Origin of the sequence: Balneatrix alpica DSM 16621 (assembly GCF_000619885.1) — a bacterium.
GTDB classification, from domain to species: Bacteria; Pseudomonadota; Gammaproteobacteria; order Pseudomonadales; family Balneatricaceae; genus Balneatrix; species Balneatrix alpica.
Genome location: NZ_JHUZ01000017.1, coordinates 1 through 17,982, shown reverse-complemented (window position 1 = coordinate 17,982; position 17,982 = coordinate 1). Strand labels below are relative to the sequence as shown.

19 protein-coding genes are annotated in these 17,982 nt (G+C 54.7%); 8 read left to right on the top strand and 11 right to left on the bottom strand.

Features of this window, described 5'->3' with window-relative positions:
* Window position 1: 1 nt before the first annotated feature.
* From Q334_RS0109020 to hppD, 7 genes are all read right to left on the bottom strand, one after another.
* A complete protein-coding gene (locus tag Q334_RS0109020; RefSeq protein ID WP_027312929.1) occupies window positions 2-994 on the bottom strand; it encodes an aspartate carbamoyltransferase catalytic subunit in 993 nt (330 codons plus the stop codon).
* A 15-nt stretch (window positions 995-1,009) separates the two neighbouring features.
* Window positions 1,010-1,528, bottom strand: coding sequence for a bifunctional pyr operon transcriptional regulator/uracil phosphoribosyltransferase PyrR (pyrR, locus tag Q334_RS0109015; RefSeq protein ID WP_027312928.1), 519 nt, complete (start codon window positions 1,526-1,528; stop codon window positions 1,010-1,012).
* On the bottom strand, window positions 1,528-1,995 hold the full coding sequence (ruvX, locus tag Q334_RS0109010) for a Holliday junction resolvase RuvX (RefSeq protein ID WP_027312927.1): 468 nt from the start codon (window positions 1,993-1,995) through the stop codon (window positions 1,528-1,530). Before ruvX ends, pyrR begins: the two co-directional genes overlap by 1 nt.
* Entirely contained in the window at window positions 1,988-2,560 is a 573-nt protein-coding gene (locus tag Q334_RS0109005) for a YqgE/AlgH family protein (protein ID WP_035461246.1), read from the bottom strand. Before Q334_RS0109005 ends, ruvX begins: the two co-directional genes overlap by 8 nt.
* A 119-nt stretch (window positions 2,561-2,679) precedes the next feature.
* Entirely contained in the window at window positions 2,680-3,258 is a 579-nt protein-coding gene (locus tag Q334_RS0108995) for a putative glycolipid-binding domain-containing protein (RefSeq protein WP_027312925.1), read from the bottom strand.
* 25 nt (window positions 3,259-3,283) lie between these two features.
* Window positions 3,284-4,030 (bottom strand): creatininase family protein, encoded by a 747-nt coding sequence (locus Q334_RS0108990; protein ID WP_027312924.1) that lies wholly within the window; start codon window positions 4,028-4,030, stop codon window positions 3,284-3,286.
* Between the two features lie 147 nt (window positions 4,031-4,177).
* Window positions 4,178-5,269, bottom strand: coding sequence for a 4-hydroxyphenylpyruvate dioxygenase (hppD, locus tag Q334_RS0108985; RefSeq protein WP_211249524.1), 1,092 nt, complete (start codon window positions 5,267-5,269; stop codon window positions 4,178-4,180).
* A 170-nt stretch (window positions 5,270-5,439) separates the two neighbouring features.
* On the opposite strand from hppD, the gene Q334_RS0108980 reads away from it, so the two are divergent.
* Window positions 5,440-5,919 carry an Lrp/AsnC family transcriptional regulator gene (locus Q334_RS0108980; RefSeq protein ID WP_027312922.1) on the top strand — a complete coding sequence of 160 codons (480 nt, stop codon included), beginning with the start codon at window positions 5,440-5,442 and terminating at the stop codon, window positions 5,917-5,919.
* 133 nt (window positions 5,920-6,052) lie between these two features.
* Window positions 6,053-6,346 carry a PilZ domain-containing protein gene (locus Q334_RS0108975; RefSeq protein WP_027312921.1) on the top strand — a complete coding sequence of 98 codons (294 nt, stop codon included), beginning with the start codon at window positions 6,053-6,055 and terminating at the stop codon, window positions 6,344-6,346.
* A 49-nt stretch (window positions 6,347-6,395) separates the two neighbouring features.
* Here the strand turns inward: Q334_RS0108975 and Q334_RS0108970 are convergent, their stop codons facing one another.
* The 3 genes from Q334_RS0108970 to Q334_RS0108960 form a co-directional block, all read right to left on the bottom strand.
* Window positions 6,396-7,355, bottom strand: coding sequence for an energy transducer TonB (locus tag Q334_RS0108970; protein WP_027312920.1), 960 nt, complete (start codon window positions 7,353-7,355; stop codon window positions 6,396-6,398).
* Window positions 7,356-7,365: 10 nt separating this feature from the next.
* Window positions 7,366-8,319 (bottom strand): glutathione synthase, encoded by a 954-nt coding sequence (gshB, locus tag Q334_RS0108965; RefSeq protein WP_027312919.1) that lies wholly within the window; start codon window positions 8,317-8,319, stop codon window positions 7,366-7,368.
* A gap of 71 nt (window positions 8,320-8,390) precedes the next feature.
* Window positions 8,391-9,119, bottom strand: coding sequence for a 16S rRNA (uracil(1498)-N(3))-methyltransferase (locus tag Q334_RS0108960; RefSeq protein WP_027312918.1), 729 nt, complete (start codon window positions 9,117-9,119; stop codon window positions 8,391-8,393).
* A 183-nt stretch (window positions 9,120-9,302) separates the two neighbouring features.
* Here Q334_RS0108960 and mscL point away from each other — a divergent pair, with 183 nt between their 5' ends.
* Window positions 9,303-9,755, top strand: coding sequence for a large conductance mechanosensitive channel protein MscL (gene mscL, locus Q334_RS0108955; protein ID WP_027312917.1), 453 nt, complete (start codon window positions 9,303-9,305; stop codon window positions 9,753-9,755).
* A gap of 61 nt (window positions 9,756-9,816) precedes the next feature.
* Here the strand turns inward: mscL and metK are convergent, their stop codons facing one another.
* Window positions 9,817-11,007, bottom strand: coding sequence for a methionine adenosyltransferase (gene metK / locus Q334_RS0108950; protein WP_027312916.1), 1,191 nt, complete (start codon window positions 11,005-11,007; stop codon window positions 9,817-9,819).
* 272 nt (window positions 11,008-11,279) lie between these two features.
* On the opposite strand from metK, the gene tkt reads away from it, so the two are divergent.
* The 5 genes from tkt (at window position 11,280) to Q334_RS18565 (ending at window position 17,708) form a co-directional block, all read left to right on the top strand.
* Window positions 11,280-13,274 (top strand): transketolase, encoded by a 1,995-nt coding sequence (gene tkt / locus Q334_RS0108945; RefSeq protein ID WP_027312915.1) that lies wholly within the window; start codon window positions 11,280-11,282, stop codon window positions 13,272-13,274.
* Window positions 13,275-13,342: 68 nt separating this feature from the next.
* Window positions 13,343-14,368, top strand: a complete 1,026-nt coding sequence (locus Q334_RS0108940) for a type I glyceraldehyde-3-phosphate dehydrogenase (protein ID WP_027312914.1) — start codon at window positions 13,343-13,345, stop codon at window positions 14,366-14,368.
* 22 nt (window positions 14,369-14,390) lie between these two features.
* Entirely contained in the window at window positions 14,391-15,563 is a 1,173-nt protein-coding gene (locus tag Q334_RS0108935; protein ID WP_027312913.1) for a phosphoglycerate kinase, read from the top strand.
* A gap of 62 nt (window positions 15,564-15,625) precedes the next feature.
* Window positions 15,626-16,690, top strand: a complete 1,065-nt coding sequence (gene fba, locus Q334_RS0108930; protein WP_027312912.1) for a class II fructose-bisphosphate aldolase — start codon at window positions 15,626-15,628, stop codon at window positions 16,688-16,690.
* A 49-nt stretch (window positions 16,691-16,739) separates the two neighbouring features.
* A complete protein-coding gene (locus Q334_RS18565) occupies window positions 16,740-17,708 on the top strand; it encodes an alpha/beta fold hydrolase (protein WP_162157430.1) in 969 nt (322 codons plus the stop codon).
* Window positions 17,709-17,982 lie beyond the last annotated feature (274 nt).

Here is a 17,982-nt window from a genome sequence, read left to right as displayed (position 1 = left end):
TTTAGCCCTGGCTCCCTTCAAGTGTTTGCATCTGGCCACTGATAGCCATCGACATCACCGCCATCCGCACCGCAATACCATTGTTGACCTGGGTGAGAATGCGCGATTGGGTGCCATCGGCAACGGCAGACTCAATTTCAACCCCACGGTTGATCGGGCCTGGGTGCATGACGATGGCATCGGGCTTGGCATAGCTAAGCTTGTCGGTGCTGAGACCATAGAGACGGAAGAATTCGCTCTCAGAGGGCAGCAGCGCTTTATCCATCCGTTCTTTCTGCAGACGCAGGGTGACGATGACATCGACATCCTTCAGGCCTTGCTTCATGTCGCGGTAGATATGGGTGCCGAGTGCTTCAAGATGATCCGGTACCAGGGTTTTCGGGCCAATCAGGCGGATTTCTTCGGCCCCCAGGGTTTTCAGCGCGTGGATTTCGGAGCGGGCCACTCGTGAGTGCAGAATATCACCGACAATGGCGACTTTCAGGTGCTCAAAACTGCCTTTTTCCCGGCGAATGGTCAGCATGTCAAGCATGGCCTGGGTGGGGTGGGCATGGCGGCCGTCACCAGCATTGATAATGGCGACATCTGGGGTGACATACTGGGCAATAAAGTGTGCCGCGCCGCTATCTGCATGGCGTACCACAAACATATCCGCTCCCATGGCGCGCAGGTTCCACAGGGTATCTTGCAGGGTTTCACCCTTGGCGGTGGCGGAGGTGCTGATGTTGAGGTTGAGAATATCGGCTGAGAGGCGCTGGGCTGCCAGTTCAAAGGTGCTACGGGTACGGGTGGAGTTTTCAAAGAACAGGTTGACCACCGTAATCCCCCGTAGCAGAGGAACTTTCTTCACCGAGCGGCTGTTCACGTCAATAAAGGACTCGGCGGTGTCGAGAATCTCGGTAAGGAGCTCTTTCGACAGACCTTCCGTGGTCAAAAAATGGCGGAGCTGGCCCTGCTCATTCAGTTGCAGTTGATGGGGCGCAGAATGGCTCATGGCAAAGGGTTCCGACTAGAGTGAGGGGGCTTTACTGATAATCTCCAGGCCCAGCGGGGTGGGGCCGGTCAGTTTGATCTGTTGTTCGGGCTCCAACTGCAGGCGTTGCCCAACCAGATCTGGCTGTAACGGTAATTCGCGTTGGCCAATGTCAAACAGGGTGACCAGGGTCACGGAGGCCGGACGGCCATAATCGAACAGTTCATTGAGGGCGGCGCGAATGGTGCGGCCACTCATAATGACATCGTCGACCAGGATGATGTGTTGATCTTCCAGGGCGAAGGGCAGGGACGAGGGTTGCACCCGGGGATGCAGGCCTATGCGGGTAAAGTCGTCACGGTAAAAGCTGATATCCAACACCCCGACTTGGCCCTCTAATGCCAGTGCCTGGTGTAGCCGCTCCGCGATCCAGACTCCGCCAGTGCGGATGCCGATCATTACAGGCTGACTAATGGATTTTTCTTCCAGCAGGCATTTCAGCTCAACCCTGAGTTTGTCGAGCAAGCCGTCCACAGGCATGGGTGCCGATGACATTAGAGTTCCTCCAATGGGGTATGGGAGGGAATACGCCGGCCATCACTGAGCCAGCTTTCCACAATCAACTGGGCGGCCAGACTGTCAACGGGGTCTTTTCGATAGTGACTGCTGCCTCCGCGTTGCTGGTGGATGTGTTTGGCCTCATGGGAAGAGAGGCGTTCATCCATCAGATAGCAGGGCAACTGATAGCGGGCATGCAGACGGTTGGCGAATTTACGCGCCCGGCGCGACATTTCGCTGACGCTGCCATCCATATTCAGGGGGATTCCCACTACCAGCGCGTCGGGCTGCCAGTGGGCGATTATTCTACCTAATTCTTCCCAGTCGGGGATACCGTCGCGGGCATTAATTGGTGGTAGAGCGGAGGAGGTGCCAGTCAGACTTTGGCCATAGGCCAAGCCATAACGTTTGGTGCCGAAGTCGAAACCCAGCACGCTAAAGGGTTCAGGTAAGGTGTCAGCCATGTCCAGCAAGTGATGATAGTAGGCTGAGGTCTACCCCTAGGGTAGCGGCCGCAGCCTGCAGGCGTTGCTCTATGGGCGTATTGAACAGGATGCGATAGTCGGCAGGACAGGTCAGCCAGACGTTGTCGGTCAGCTCCTGCTCAAGCTGGCCCTCGGACCAGCCAGCATACCCGAGGGTGATAAGAAAATCTTCCGGGCCCTGGCCGACGGCAATGGCTTCGAGAATATCAACAGAGGTGGTGAGGCAGAGTTCGTCGTTGAGCAGGTAGGAGGATTGCCACAGGCGATCATCATAGCGATGCAGCACGAAACCCCGTTCATTTTTGACTGGGCCACCAATAAATACCGGTGGATTACGCACGAGCGGGCCTGCCTGTTCCACTTCCAGGTGGAGCAGAATTTCGTCCAGATGCATGTCCAGTGGCCGATTGATAATCAGCCCCATCGCCCCCTGTTCGCCGAAGTCACAAACGTAGGTAACGGTTCGGGCAAAGTGGGGATCCTTCATGTTGGGCATGGCGATCAGGAAATGGTCGCGCAGATCAGTCAGGGTCTCGGTTTGCATGCACTAAGTATGGTTGCTGCTGCAGATGGCGCAAGCTGGGGACGCATTCAGGGAGGCTACTGCCTGGATGCGACCTCAAACTGGCAGCATCCAGTGGGTAGTCCTTACCTGCGGCTGTTTTAGCTTGGAGAGAAAAGAGGAGAGGTTTCAGGGGGCAACACCCGTTGCCAGCCTGGTTGCAGGGTTAGTAACTGCTGTGCTTGGTCGACACTGAGTTGTTGTTGCTGATCGTCCCGCTGTAATTGCCAACTGTGCTCAGAAACTTGCTGGAGCTGGGTTTTACAGGCTTTAAGATGGCCCAGGGCGTTGACGTTGAGGGTGTTAAAGGGCGAAGTGGAGGGGTGTTGCTGTTGACGCCAGAGTAGAAGCTGATGACCGTTGGGAGAAAAATCAAAGAGTACATCCAGGCAACCATCTAATAGTCCGAGGCGTTGCCCTTGTCGATCGCGCCAAAAACCGTGGCCATCGCCACTCAGGCTAAGCTCCAGCATATGATTCAGGCCTTGCAGGCGCAGGGAGCGTAATTGCAACTTGGCATCATAGAAAGCCTGATAGCGCAGATGAAGGACCTCTGCCTGCAGCGACACGATGACCAGGCTGTCGATGGCTGTACCCTGCTCGCTACGGGCGAGCCGGGTATGCTCAAAGCCAGGCACTGTATCGGGTTGCCAGAAAAGCTGTTGCGTGTGCGGATGCATGCCCTACCTCAGTGTGATTGGCCCCTCAGGGGTGATGCACAAAGGCGTTGTATTCGCGGATCAGTCCTTGGACGCCAAGGCGTAAAAATTGTTCCCCCGCTTGCGGACTGGCCAGCGCCGAGTCAGCGCCCATGCGTCCATCCGGGAACAGCGCACGGAAATCACGACTGTCGGTGGCGTAGCGGGCAGTGGCATGAATGGGGGCGAGTTCTGCCTGCTTGATGGCGTGGGGGTAGACAAATTGGGTTAAGGCGATCTCAGAAGGGGTAGCGTGATTCCCTTCTTTATCGCCGTAAAGTTGGCTAGCCAGGGCCGCGACCTCTGGCAGGCGAAACCAGTTACCTAGCTTGCAGCGTACCTGACCGCTCGGCCCTTGGCGTTGATAGCTGCGTTCGGCATAGATTTCACTGAAGGCGGCTTCGACACTGGGGATGTTGCCGCCATGACCATTGAAGAAGTAAAAGTGAGTAAAGCCGGCCAGCGCCAGGGAGTTAACGTAGTCCTGTAAATAGGCGATCAGAGTGCTGGGGCGTAGGGCAATGGTGCCAGGAAAAGCGAGGTGATGCTGAGCCATACCGACGTTGATGGTGGGGCCAACAATGCAGCCCAGTTCGGCCGCTGCGGCGTTGGCAATGGCCTCCGGGCAGATGGCATCGGTACCGATTAAGCCCATAGGACCGTGTTGTTCGGTGGAGCCAATAGGGATCAGGATATCCTGGCGTTGACTAAGGTAGTTGGCGACTTCTGGCCAACTCATGAGATGAAGCTGCATTACAACCTTGTCCTCTGCTTGAGCACTGGGCTCATGAATGCTCTTCAAGATAGAAGCAGAAGCGGCTGTCTGTACAGGGTCGGTTACCAGAATTAAACAAAGGTAGCAGAGGAGGATGCCTCCCTGCAGGGCAGGGAGGCGAGGTGATTACTTATCCTGCAAGACGCCGCGACGAACCTGATCACGCTCCATTGATTCGAACAGGGCACGGAAGTTACCTTCGCCAAAGCCCTCATCGCCTTTGCGTTGGATCAGCTCAAAGAAGATGGGGCCAATCACGGTTTCGGTGAAGATTTGCAGCAAGCGGCCACCGTCTTCGGTGGGGGCGCCGTCCATTAGGATGGCATTGCGTTGCAGACGTGCTACGTCTTCACCATGGCCAGGCAGGCGCTCATCCAGCATTTCATAGTAGGTGTCGGGTGGTGGGGTCATGAATTTCACCCCATCGGCTTTGAGCTTCTCCACGGTGACGTAGATGTCATCGCTGCCCAGGGCGATATGTTGAATACCTTCCCCTTTGTATTCCTGTAGGTATTCTTCGATCTGGCTCTTGTCATCGGCAGACTCGTTAATAGGAATACGAATCTTGCCGCAGGGGCTGGTCATGGCCTTTGATTTCAGCCCAGTCAGCTTACCTTCAATATCGAAGTAACGAATCTCTTTGAAGTTAAACAGGCGCTCATAGAAGTCTGCCCACTTATCCATGTTGCCACGGTATACGTTATGGGTGAGGTGGTCGATGTAGGTTAAGCCGACGCCCTTGGGATGCTGATCGACGCCCTCTAATGGGACGAAGTCAATATCGTAGATGCTGCCATGGCTGCCATAGCGATCAACCAGATAGATGATGGAACCGCCGATCCCTTCAATCGCTGGGATATTTAGCTCCATTGGCCCTACGCGGGTAGGTGCGGGGGTGGCACCGAGTTCCAGGGCACGTTGGTAGGCGTAGGCAGCATCGGCAACGCGGAAGGCCATAGCGCAAGCGCTGGGGCCGTGGGCACGGGCAAACTGCTGGGCGAAGGAGTCGGGCTCGGCATTGATGATGAAGTTGATATCACCCTGGCGATAGAGGGTAACGTCCTTGGAACGGTGACGGGCAACGGCCACAAAGCCCAAACCTTCAAATAGTTGGCGTAGCGCGGCAACATCAGTGGCGGTGTACTCGACAAACTCAAAACCATCGGTACCCATGGGGTTGAGTTCGGTAATCATGCTGCTGTGGCGAGAGAGCGTCATAAGGGCCTCCTGTTATTGTTATCCTGGTGGCAAGGGCGCAGGCTGCTGCCTTGATCCTGGTCAAGTAGATAACAATGATTATAGGGCGGCATACGCGCAAAAATTGTGCAAATTCGAACGCTAGCTGCTAAGTTTTCGTAAATTTTATGCATGCTATTGGGGTTTTGTGCATGAATAGTGCAGTTAGTTTGGATGCTTATGATATCCGTCTGTTGGAGGCGCTACAGCAGGACGGGCGATTGTCCCAGGCGCAATTGTCAGAGCGGGTGAATTTGTCTCCTTCGCAATGTTCCAGGCGCTTGCAACGATTGCAGGAGTTGGGGGTGATCCGTGCCTGGGTCGCTCAGCTCAATGCTGATCGTTTGGGGCTGGGGGTGCTGGCGTTTGTCTCCGTCACCCTGGAAAAGCATGGAGAGAACCCGGCTCGGGCTTTTCATCAGGCGGTACAGCGTAAATCGCAAATCCTGGAGTGTTATTCCGTCACAGGAGATGATGATTATTTGTTACGGGTGGTGGTTAGTGATCTGAAAGCGTTTTCTAACTTTCTGATGGAAGAGTTAATGACCATTCCTGGGGTAACGCACATACGTTCTACGGTAGTGTTGGACTCCATTAAAACCACCACCGCATTACCCTTGGTAGGGCTTTAACATAGGGCTGGGCGCCATTATGAAGTGGAGGCATAGTCTCCGGCGCTCTATAGTTAAGGAGTCGCCGCATAGCTAAGTGATTTTGTTCGCCATAGGGCGTGGTCATGAGGCTTCAGTCACGAGGAAGGTATCTATGTTGGGTCCCGATGATCGACGTAATTTCTACCGCATGATGATTAACGCTGATGTTCGGCTGTGGAGCAGCCCTGGCGCGGAACCGTTACGGGGCAAGTGCTTGGATTTAAGCGCGACGGGCATGGGAGTAGAGGTGCCGATTCCCTTTGAGTTAGGGACTGAACTTGAGGTGCGTTTGGATTCGACTAATCAGGCGGTACCTCCTCTTCAGGCGAAAACCAAGGTGGTGCGTTGTCAGGCTCAGGCCAATCTGAGCTACCACCTTGGCTTGGAAGTCGTGCAAATGCTGTAAGGCTGTGGTGTCTGCCATGCTAGCTGAGTGTGGCAGGCAAGCGGCTGACTCAATATAGAGTACGATTCTTTTCAAACACCCAGGTGCGGATAATTTCTAGCTCATCCACCTCGTTTTTCATTTGCGGGGGGAAGGGGGCAAAGGGCGATGCCAGACGCACGATCTGGCGGGCTGCATCATCCAATAGTGGATGACCGGATGATTGCAGTAGCTGAATTTCCTTCACGCTGCCATCGGGACGCAAGACCACGAGTAGACGCAGTTTGCCATACAGCCCCTGCTGGCGGGCGGCTTGAGGATAATGCAGATTGCCCACCTGTTGGATCTTGTCTTTCCAGGCATTCAGATAAAACGCATCCTCGCTACGCTTGGTGGAGTTGGCATCCAGGGTGCGTTTACGGGGGCGTTTGGCGTATTCCTGCCGCATGATGTCGAGGGAAGCCTCCAGGCTAGCAATTTCTAGACTGCGTGCCATTAATGAAGGGCCGCTTGCTGGTGCGGGAGGTGGAGCTTGCTTGGCGGGCTTGCTCGGGGTGGGTTTGGCTGCTTCCTTAACTTGGCTTTTGGCCTCTTTGGCGACTACCTGCTTCACAGCGGGAGCCGCTTGTTTGGGCTCGGGTTGGGGGGGCTCGGGGCTCGGGGTGGTGCTGGGTTCTGCCAGGATGGGCTCGTCGACCAGGGGTTGCGGATGGCTGGGCGCCACTTCCCGTGCCGCCAGTTCTTGAATGCGGCGATCTGCCAAGTCGGCCTTTTCCAGGGTGCTGAGGCGGGTCTTGTCTTCTTGATCGCCACTGCCTTGCTGATCATGTTGGGCAATAAAGTCGGCCTGCTCTGGCGCTTGCTGGCTTTGATACACCGCCAGGGTGACTTCCAGGGTATTTTGTCGAACCTGGGTGGGCTCCGGCGGTGCAATCGCCACACCTAAAATAATGGCGCCGTGGGTCAGCAGAGCAATGGCTAAGGCATAGCTAAAGCGTTGCTGGCTAAGGCTGGCCCAACTGCTTGCCATCATGCTTCCCTTAATGGCCTATCTTGGCGGCCAGACAGTCCATCAGTTGCCCACCGATGTCTAAACCAAACTGACTATCCAGCTCGCGGATACAGGTAGGGCTGGTGACGTTGATCTCAGTGAGGTAGTCACCGATGACATCCAGGCCAACAAAAATTAAGCCTTTGGCTTTGAGGCTGGGAGCCACCTGTTCCACGATCCAGCGGTCGCGATCACTCAGCGGTCGGCCTTCTCCTCGGCCACCGGCAGCCAGATTACCGCGGGTTTCTCCCTGGGCTGGAATGCGTGCCAGGCAGTAGTCGACGGCGACTCCATCGATTACCAGAATGCGCTTATCTCCTTCACTAATGGCGGGGATAAAGCGTTGTGCCATGATCTGCTGCTGGCCGAATTGGGTCAGGGTTTCCAGAATCACATTCAGGTTAGGGTCGCCCTGGCGTACGCGGAAAATGGCACTGCCGCCCATGCCATCGAGGGGCTTGTAGATGACATCCTGATGTTCGGCGAGGAAGTCCTTCAGTAAATCGGGACGGCGACTGACCAGTACCGGTGGGGTGCATTGGGGGAATAGAGTGGCAAAGTACTTCTCATTACAATCGCGCAGGCTCTGCGGCTTATTGACTACCAGGGTGCCGGCCTGTTCTGCCTGCTCAAGCAGATAGGTGCTGTAGATATATTCGTTATCAAAGGGTGGATCTTTGCGCATCAGAATGATGTTGAGATCAGCCAAGGGACGGCTTTGGCTGTCACCTAGCTGGAACCATTGGTTGGCATCAGCCTGAACTTGCAGCGGGCGCATCATGGCGCAGGCCTGGCCATCGCGTGAGTAGAGATCGCGCTGCTCCATATACCAGAGTTCCCAGCCACGTTTTTGTGCGGCCAATAGCATGGCCAGCGAGCTGTCTTTTTTGTAGTTGATGGCGGCAATAGGGTCCATCACGATACCGAGGCGTACAGCTGACATATTCGGGCTCCTTCGGGGGCTGGGTAACAAAGTCAGGCCCAGCAGATTGGGCCTCGGGCTAAGATGAGGGCTCAGGCGTCTCCCCACAAGTGCTGCAGAATACTTAACGCCGCCACTGGAGCGGTTTCAGTACGCAGCACCCGCGGGCCCAGTGCCATAGCAATAAAGCCGTGTTGTTCGGCCAGCTCGATTTCGGCCTCACTGAGGCCGCCCTCCGGGCCAATCAAGAGCGCAACAGAGGCAGGCTTAGCCAGGCTACTTAAGCGGGCAGGGGTGCGGTGGTGCAACACCAGCTTTAGCTCTGCTTCTACACTGGCGCACCAGTCCGCCAAATTTTGTGGACTCTGTACCGGCGGGATGAGGGGGCGCAAACACTGTTCACAGGCGCTAATGACAACCTGTTGCCAATGTTGTTGGCGTTTATCCTGGCGTTCGGCATTGAGTTTGACTTCACAACGCTCACTAAATAGTGGGGTGATGGTGGCGACGCCGAGTTCAGTGGCTTTTTGAATGGCATAGTCCATCCGCTCACCGCGCGATAGGCTTTGGCCAAGATGCACCCGCAAGGGGGATTCGTTATCGAGTGGGTGAAAACTGTGGACCTCGATGAGCGCCTGCTTTTTACTCACTTCCAACAGGGTGGCGGCGTAGTAGCCGTTATCCCGTCCATTAATTAACTCCAGGGACTGGCCGTTCTGCATGCGCAACGCTTTGACCGCATGCTGGAATGCGTTGTCGTTGAGGTGAAATTGTTGACCAGGCTGGTGGACATCGGGCTCATACAGGCGGGGAATACGCATGGGCTCACTCTGTGACTGACAAATTGCCGGGCTATGCTACCACAAAGCACAGGGAAGCCAGCAGGGCCAACGACGTTGAAGCGAGGCTCTTTGGCAGGCTTGGAGCGAATTGGACAGGGTGAAATGTGCCAGTCTTGCCTAGACTTGGGGGGCGCTTAGCACACTTAAGAAGGAGCCAGAGGTATGTTGAAGGAATTTAGAGATTTTGCCATGCGTGGCAATGTGGTGGACATGGCGGTGGGGATCATCATTGGTGGGGCCTTTGGCACCATTGTGAAGAGCATGGTGGATGATGTCATCATGCCCCCTATTGGTTTGTTGTTAGGCGGGGTGGATTTTTCTGACCTCTTTATTTTGTTAAAGCCAGCAACCGAAGGCGCTACCTATGCCACCCTGGCAGCCGCTAAGGAAGCGGGTGCGGTGACGTTGAATCTTGGCTTGTTCATCAACTCGGTGATTAGCTTTACCATTGTCGCCTTCGCGCTTTTTATGCTGATTAAGAGCATGAATAAACTGCGTCGACAGGAAGAGGCGCAGCCCGCCCCCGCCCCTACTACGAAAGAGTGTGGTTTTTGTTTTAGTGCGATTCCGCTTAAAGCCACCCGTTGTCCTTGTTGTACATCAGCACTGAATTGAGCCGTTAGAATGCAAAAAAGCTCCCGAGGGAGCTTTTTTGTTGTAGGGCTAAGCGTTTTGCTTAGATGCCCGCATCCGCACGTAGAGCCTCTGCTTTATCGGTCTTTTCCCAGCTGAAGGCTGTGAAGGTTTCGCCATTCACGGTCATTTCATAGGGGTTGCGACCGAAGTGGCCATAGGCGGCAGTCGGCTGATACATCGGGTGGAGCAGGTCCAGCATAGTAGTGATGGCATAGGGGCGCAGATCAAAGTGGCGACGCACCAGTTCGATGATCTTGTCATCGCTAATTTTACCGGTACCGAAGGTGTTCAGTGAGATGGAGGTGGGCTGAGCTACGCCGATGGCGTAGGACACCTGAATCTCACACTGCTCCGCCAGGCCGGCGGCAACGATGTTTTTCGCGACATAGCGACCAGCATAGGCGGCAGAGCGATCCACCTTGGAGGGGTCTTTGCCGGAGAAGGCGCCGCCGCCATGACGGGCCATGCCGCCATAGGTATCGACGATGATTTTACGGCCAGTTAAACCACAGTCACCAACTGGGCCACCGATGACAAAGTTGCCGGTGGGGTTGATGTGGAATTGGGTGTCCTTGCTGATCAGCTCGGCGGGGATCACGTGCTTGATAATCAGTTCCATCACGGCTTCACGCAGGTCGACCAATTTCACATCGGGGTTGTGCTGGGTGGAGAGCACGATGGCGTCAATACCGACCACCTTACCGTTTTCGTAGCGGCAGGTGACCTGGCTTTTGGCATCCGGGCGCAGCCAGGGCAATAAGCCGGACTTGCGTGCTTCCGCCTGACGCTCGACCAAACGGTGAGAGAAGGTAATGGGAGCGGGCATCAGCACATCGGTTTCGCTGCTGGCGTAGCCGAACATTAGGCCCTGATCACCAGCGCCTTGATCTTCCGGCTTGGAGCGGTCAACCCCTTGGGCAATGTCGACGGACTGCTTGCCGATGATATTGATAATGCCGCAGGTGGCACCATCGAAACCGACATCGGAAGAGGTGTAACCAATATCGCAAATCACTTTGCGCACCAGGTCTTCCAGATCAACCCAGGCTGAGGTGGAGATTTCCCCTGCGACGATGGCAACACCGGTTTTTACCAGGGTTTCACAGGCCACGCGGGCGAACTTGTCTTGACTGAGGATGGCGTCGAGGACGGCATCGGAAATCTGGTCTGCGATTTTATCCGGATGACCTTCAGACACAGATTCAGAGGTAAAAATGCGGTAGCTGCTCATAGCGAGATTAGCCTCATAATTGAATACCCCACCCTAGGTAATCGGGGGGAGCAGTGACTTAATTACGGGCCTTTATGGGGCCGTGTGAATGCTGCCAAGTCGGCAGAAGAGCGGCATTATACCTTTGCGGTCGGGATGTGACCATGAAAAAACGCGAGAGTTGCTCAAATGCGGGCAAAATGGTCGTTCGCCATTGCAGTTAGGAGGCGAGGACGCGACAATATCGCCTTTCATTTTTTGGGTTCACTGAACACGCCCCCGGGAGACTGATAATGCCTTCTCGTAAAGAGCTAGCCAATGCCATCCGCGCGCTGAGTATGGATGCGGTGCAAAAAGCCAAGTCCGGCCATCCTGGTGCCCCTATGGGCATGGCGGATATTGCCGAGGTGCTCTGGAACGACTTCCTGCAACATAACCCTGCCAATCCGCAGTGGTTTAATCGTGACCGTTTTGTACTGTCTAATGGCCACGGTTCCATGTTGATTTACAGCCTGTTGCACCTGACTGGCTATGATGTCTCTATCGAAGATTTGCAAAACTTCCGCCAGCTGCATGCTAAAACAGCAGGTCACCCGGAATATGGCTATTGCCCTGGGGTAGAAACCACCACGGGTCCTTTGGGGCAGGGTATTGCTAACGCAGTCGGGATGGCGATTGCTGAGAAGACCTTGGCGGCGCAGTTTAATCGTGAAGGTTTTGAGTTGGTGGATCATTACACCTATACCTTCCTCGGTGATGGCTGCTTGATGGAAGGGATTTCCCATGAGGTGTGTTCACTGGCCGGTACCCTGGGCCTGGGTAAGCTGATTGCCTTCTATGATGACAATGGCATTTCCATCGATGGTGAAGTAGAAGGGTGGTTTACTGACGACACCGCCAAGCGTTTTAAGGCCTATGGCTGGCACGTGGTGAAGGATGTTGATGGTCATGATCCCAAGGCGATCAAAGAAGCCATCAAAGAAGCGCGTAAAGAGACTGATAAGCCCAGTCTGATCGTCTGCAAAACCATCATCGGTTTTGGCTCGCCCAACAAGCAGGGCAAAGAAGAATGCCACGGTGCGCCCCTGGGAGATGATGAAATCGCCCTGACTCGTGAGGCCTTGGGTTGGCACCATGCTCCCTTCGATGTACCGGCGGATATCTATGCCAAATGGGATGCAAAAGAGCGTGGCACCCAGCTGGAAAACCAGTGGAATGATCAGTTAGCCCGTTATCAGGCCAAGTACCCTGAACTGGCGGCGGAGCTGGTACGTCGTATCAGTGGCGAATTACCGGCGGACTTCCAGGATAAGGCTGATGCTTATATTCGTGCTTGCCACGACAAGGCGGAAACCATTGCCTCCCGTAAAGCTTCTCAGAATGCCTTGAACGCCTATGGTCCGCTGTTGCCGGAACTGCTGGGTGGCTCTGCTGACCTGGCGGGTTCTAACCTGACCCTGTGGAAGGGCTGTAAAGGCATCAGTGCTGATGATGCCAGCGGTAACTACCTCTATTACGGCGTACGTGAGTTCGGCATGAGCGCCATTATGAATGGTCTGGCCCTGCATGGTGGTTTTATCCCCTATGGCGCGACCTTCCTGGTGTTCATGGAATATGCCCGTAATGCGGTGCGTATGGCAGCGTTGATGAAGCAGCGTGTGCTGTTTGTCTACACCCACGACTCCATTGGTTTGGGTGAAGATGGTCCTACCCATCAGCCGATTGAACAGCTGGCCAACATGCGCCACACACCCAATCTGGATGTATGGCGTCCTTGCGATACGGTTGAGTCAGCGGTTGCCTGGAAGGTAGCGTTGCAACGTGTGGATGGTCCTAGTGCGTTGGTGTTCTCACGCCAAAACCTGCCTTATATGAACCGTAATGATGTGCAGTTGGCCAATGTGGCCAAGGGCGGTTACATCCTGCGTGACTGTGATGGTCAGCCCCAGGCTATCCTGATTGCCACGGGCTCAGAAGTGGATCTGGCGATGCAGGCAGCTGAGCAGCTGAGCAATGAAGGCAAAAAGGTGCGAGTGGTGTCCATGCCTTCAACAGATGTCTTTGAGCGCCAGGACGCTGCCTATCGTGAGGCGGTGTTGCCTGCGGCAGTATCGGCACGGGTAGCAGTCGAGGCTGCTCATGCCGACTACTGGTACAAGTATGTAGGTTTAAACGGCAAGATTATCGGCATGACTACCTTTGGTGAATCGGCCCCTGCTGGAGAGCTTTATAAGCACTTCGGCTTGACCGTGGAGAAGGTAGTAGAGGCGGTTAACTCTCTGCTGTAACCCTGAAGGATAAAAGGCGGCTACGGCCGCCTTTTGCATGCAAACAGCTAGCACCTGGTAGGATGGCTATGGCCTTTCGGCTTGCGATCAATGGGTATGGGCGAATAGGGCAGTGTGTGCTGCGTGCCCTCTATGAAGGTAATTACCGTCAATACTTTGAAGTGGTGGCGTTGAACGAGTTGTCGGATATCGACACCGTCACCTACCTGACCCGTTATGACACCACCCATGGGCGTTTCCCGCTGCCGGTCGGTCATGAGGGGGACTACCTCTGCATTAAGAATGATCGCATCCGTGTGCTTAATCAGCCTGACCCTACCCAGTTACCCTGGCAGGAGTTGGGTATCGATTTGCTGTTAGAGTGCTCCGGCTCTTTTAGTGACCGGGCACAGGCGGAGCTACACCTGCGTAGTGGCGCTAAACGCCTGTTATTTTCCCAACCCGCTGCAGCCGATGTCGACGCCACTATTGTCTATGGCATTAACCATCAACACTTGGCTGCCCATCATCGTATCGTCTCAGCCGCCTCCTGCACCACGAATTCAGTGGTACCCGTATTAAGCCTGCTGGATGAGGTATTAGGGATTGAGTGTGGGGTGACGACAACCATTCACTCCGCTATGAATGATCAACCGGTGATTGATGCGTACCACAATACCGATCTACGTCTGACCCGCAGCGCTCTCAGTTCCATCATTCCGGTGGATACTGGCTTGGCCAAGGGGATTGATCGTTTGTTACCTCATTTATCGGGGCGTTTTCAGTGTCTGGCGATGCGGGTGCCGACGATCAATGTGTCCGTGATGGACATGACGATTAACGTTAAACGTAAAACCTCGGTTGCCGAGGTTAATGCATTACTGCGCCAGGCGGCCAGTAGTGAACCCTTGATGGGGCTGCTCGGCTACAGTGAAGAGCCCCATGCTTCGGTGGATTTCAACCATGATGTGCGCTCCGGCATTGTCGATGCGACCCAAACCCGGGTCAGTGGCGAGCGCATGGTTAAATTGCTGTGTTGGTTCGATAACGAATGGGGTTTTGCCAATCGCATGCTCGATGTGGCCAAGACCTGGTTAACTCTTAGCGACTCCTGAACAATCTGGGTGGAATACAGCCATGAACGTAATCAAGATGACTGATCTGAATCTGGCCGGTAAGCGGGTTCTGATCCGTGAAGACCTCAATGTGCCAGTGAAAGACGGTAAGGTAAGCAGTGATGCGCGCATCCAGGCGGCTCTGCCAACCCTGAAACTGGCGCTGGAGCAAGGTGCCAAGGTTATGGTCATGTCACACCTGGGGCGTCCTGAGGAAGGGGTGTTTGATGAGGCGAGTTCACTGGCACCGGTGGCTGCTCACCTGGGTAAGCTACTGGGACGTGCAGTGCCGGTGATTCGGGACTGGCTGCAAGGTGGCTTCGCGTTGCAGGATGGTGAGCTGGTACTGTTTGAAAACGTTCGCTTTAACCAGGGTGAAGGTAAGAACAATGACGAGCTGGCCAAGCAGATGGCCGCATTGTGCGATGTGTTTGTGATGGATGCCTTTGGTACCGCCCATCGTGCCCAGGCCTCTACCCATGGCGTGGCGAAGTATGCGCCTATCGCTTGCGCTGGCCCCCTACTGGCAGCAGAGCTGGATGCATTGGGTAAGGCGTTGTTGCAGCCCGCCAAGCCGATGGCAGCCATTGTGGGTGGTTCTAAAGTCTCAACCAAGCTGGATGTACTTAACTCCCTCAGCCAGGTGTGTGACCAGCTGATCGTGGGTGGCGGTATTGCTAATACCTTCCTCGCTGCCGCTGGCAAGCCTGTAGGTAAATCCCTGTATGAGGCAGACTTGGTGGATACCGCCAAAGCGCTGATGGAAAAGGTCAGCATTCCTCTGCCGGTGGACGTGGTAGTGGCAAAAGAGTTTGCGGCAACGGCTGAGGCAACGATTAAAGCGGCAGATGACGTAGCGGAAGATGACATGATTCTTGATATTGGCCCGCAGACTGCTGCGCATCTGGCTGAATTGTTGAAATCTGCGCAGACCATCATGTGGAATGGCCCGGTAGGGGTGTTTGAATTTGATCAGTTTGGTGAGGGTACCAAAATCCTGTCATTGGCGATTGCCGAGTCCTCGGCATTCTCCATTGCTGGGGGTGGCGACACCCTGGCTGCGATTGATAAGTACGCAGTGAGCGACAAGATTTCCTATATTTCCACCGGTGGCGGTGCTTTCCTGGAGTTTGTGGAAGGAAAAGTATTGCCAGCGGTTGCGATCCTGCAGGAGCGGGCTCAAAACGCCGGTTGACTCGGCAACCTCAACTCTTTTAACCCCGGATGGCGCTGCGGCCATCCCAAGAGGAAAGCGACATGGCTCTGATTAGCATGCGTCAACTGCTGGACCACGCCGCCGAATACGGCTACGGCGTGCCAGCCTTTAACGTCAACAACTTAGAACAGATGCGCGCCATCATGGAAGCGGCGGATAAAACCGATTCCCCCGTGATCGTGCAGGCATCGGCTGGTGCACGTAAATACGCGGGTGCCCCCTTCCTGCGCCATTTGATTCTGGCTGCGGTGGAAGAGTTCCCCCATATTCCGGTGGTGATGCACCAGGATCACGGTACGACTCCGGCAATTTGTCAGCGCTCCATTCAGTTGGGCTTTAGCTCGGTCATGATGGATGGCTCCCTGCGTGAAGATGGTAAAACCCCTGCGGACTATGCCTATAACGTGGATGTAACGCGTCGCACTGTGGAAATGGCCCATGCCTGTGGCGTATCGGTAGAAGGTGAAATTGGTTGCCTGGGATCTTTGGAAACCGGTATGGCCGGTGAAGAAGATGGCGTCGGTGCGGAAGGGGTATTGGACCACAGCCAGCTACTTACTGATCCGGAAGAAGCGGCTCAATTCGTGCGTGACACCAATGTGGATGCCCTAGCCATTGCCATCGGTACCAGTCACGGTGCTTATAAGTTCACTCGTCCCCCTACCGGCGACATCCTGGCGATCAACCGCATTAAAGAAATCCACAAGCGTATCCCCAACACTCACTTGGTGATGCATGGATCTTCCTCTGTGCCCCAGGACTGGCTGGCCATCATCAATGAGTTCGGTGGTGCCATTCCTGAAACTTACGGCGTGCCGGTGGAAGAAATTGTGGAAGGCATCAAACACGGTGTGCGCAAGGTCAACATCGACACAGATCTGCGTCTTGCCTCTACAGGAGCAGTGCGCCGCTTCCTGGCGACACATAAAGCTGAGTTTGACCCCCGGAAATACCTGGCGGAAACCGTTAAGGCAATGCGTGATATCTGTATTGCCCGTTATGAAGCCTTTGGTACCGCCGGGCAGGCGAGTAAGATCAAAGTGATCTCACTGGACGACATGGCCATGCGCTATGCCAAAGGTGAGCTGGACGCTAAGGTCCTCTAAGCTGCTTGCAAGGCCCCAGATGGGGCCTTTTGCATTTATTAAGGCCTCTATGCAGCAACCCATCCCACTATGGCTGCGTTTGCATCAACAACTGCCGCCCTATCCATGCTCAGCGTCGGAGTTATCGCCGTTACTGCAGGGCTATTTGCACCATTATGCTCTCGATGCCTGGCGCTGGCAGGCCGGCGTGCAGGTGGAGTGTGGTTGGCTGCCAATAGCAGGCCAACGTATTCACCTTTATCGCGCCTATCCAGTGGGTGAAATTAAGGGCGCGCTCTGGATAGTGACGGGTTATACCGATCACCTCGGTCTTTACGGACGTTTGCTGCAAATGGGGTTGGCGCGGGGTTGGCAAGTTTATGCCTTTGACTGGCCTGGGCATGGACTCTCCAGTGGCGAGCGGGCATCTATTCAACGTTTTCAGCAATATCAGCAGGTTTTAGCTGCACTGCTGTGGCAGCAGGATATTACCCAGGTCGGGCCATGTATTGCCGTTGGGCAAAGTACTGGCGGTGCCATGCTGCTCGATGCTTTACTGCATGAGCCGCGAATGTCACAGCACTTTGCCGGAGTCAGTGTGTTGGCGCCGCTGCTCTATCCTTATCAGCCCGCAAAGGTGCGTTGGCTGTATCGCTTCCTCTCCCCCTATTTACGCAAGATCAAACGAGACTTTGGCTGCACCAGCCATGATCGTGACTTTCTCGACTTTCTGGCTTACGACGATTATCTGCAGCCTAGTCATTTAAGTGTGGATTGGATTGGTGCCATGTTGGAGTGGATACCCAGTATGCTGACGGCAGCCCCTTCCTCTTATCCAGTGCAAATTTTTCAAGGAGGGCGAGATACTACGGTAGCTGCACAAGCGAACATCGCTGTTTATCGGGCACTGTTTCCGCAGGCGCAAGTGCAATGGCTGCCTGAGGCGCATCACCAATTAGTCAATGAATCAGAAGAGTTCTTTCATATCATTCGCCAGGGGCTCGAAGCTTTTTGGACAAAAGTTGAAGAAAGGGGTTGACGCTCAGTCAGGGATCTCTATAATGCGCCTCCACCAACGGCGACGTTGGCTCCGGTTGAAAGCTTAGCACTGATAACTCACTGATAAATAAACACTTTTTTGATTTTTAAGAGTCTGAAGTGATCAGCGAAAACAGTCAGGCTAAGAGAGTGATCCTGGTTTCTCGAATCACTCAGCACTGCCAAAAACGGTGCTTGACAACGGGATCGAGGCTGGTAAGATGTGCGCCTCGTTTCGATGCTCTTTAAAAATTTGATCAGGTAATTCGTGTGGG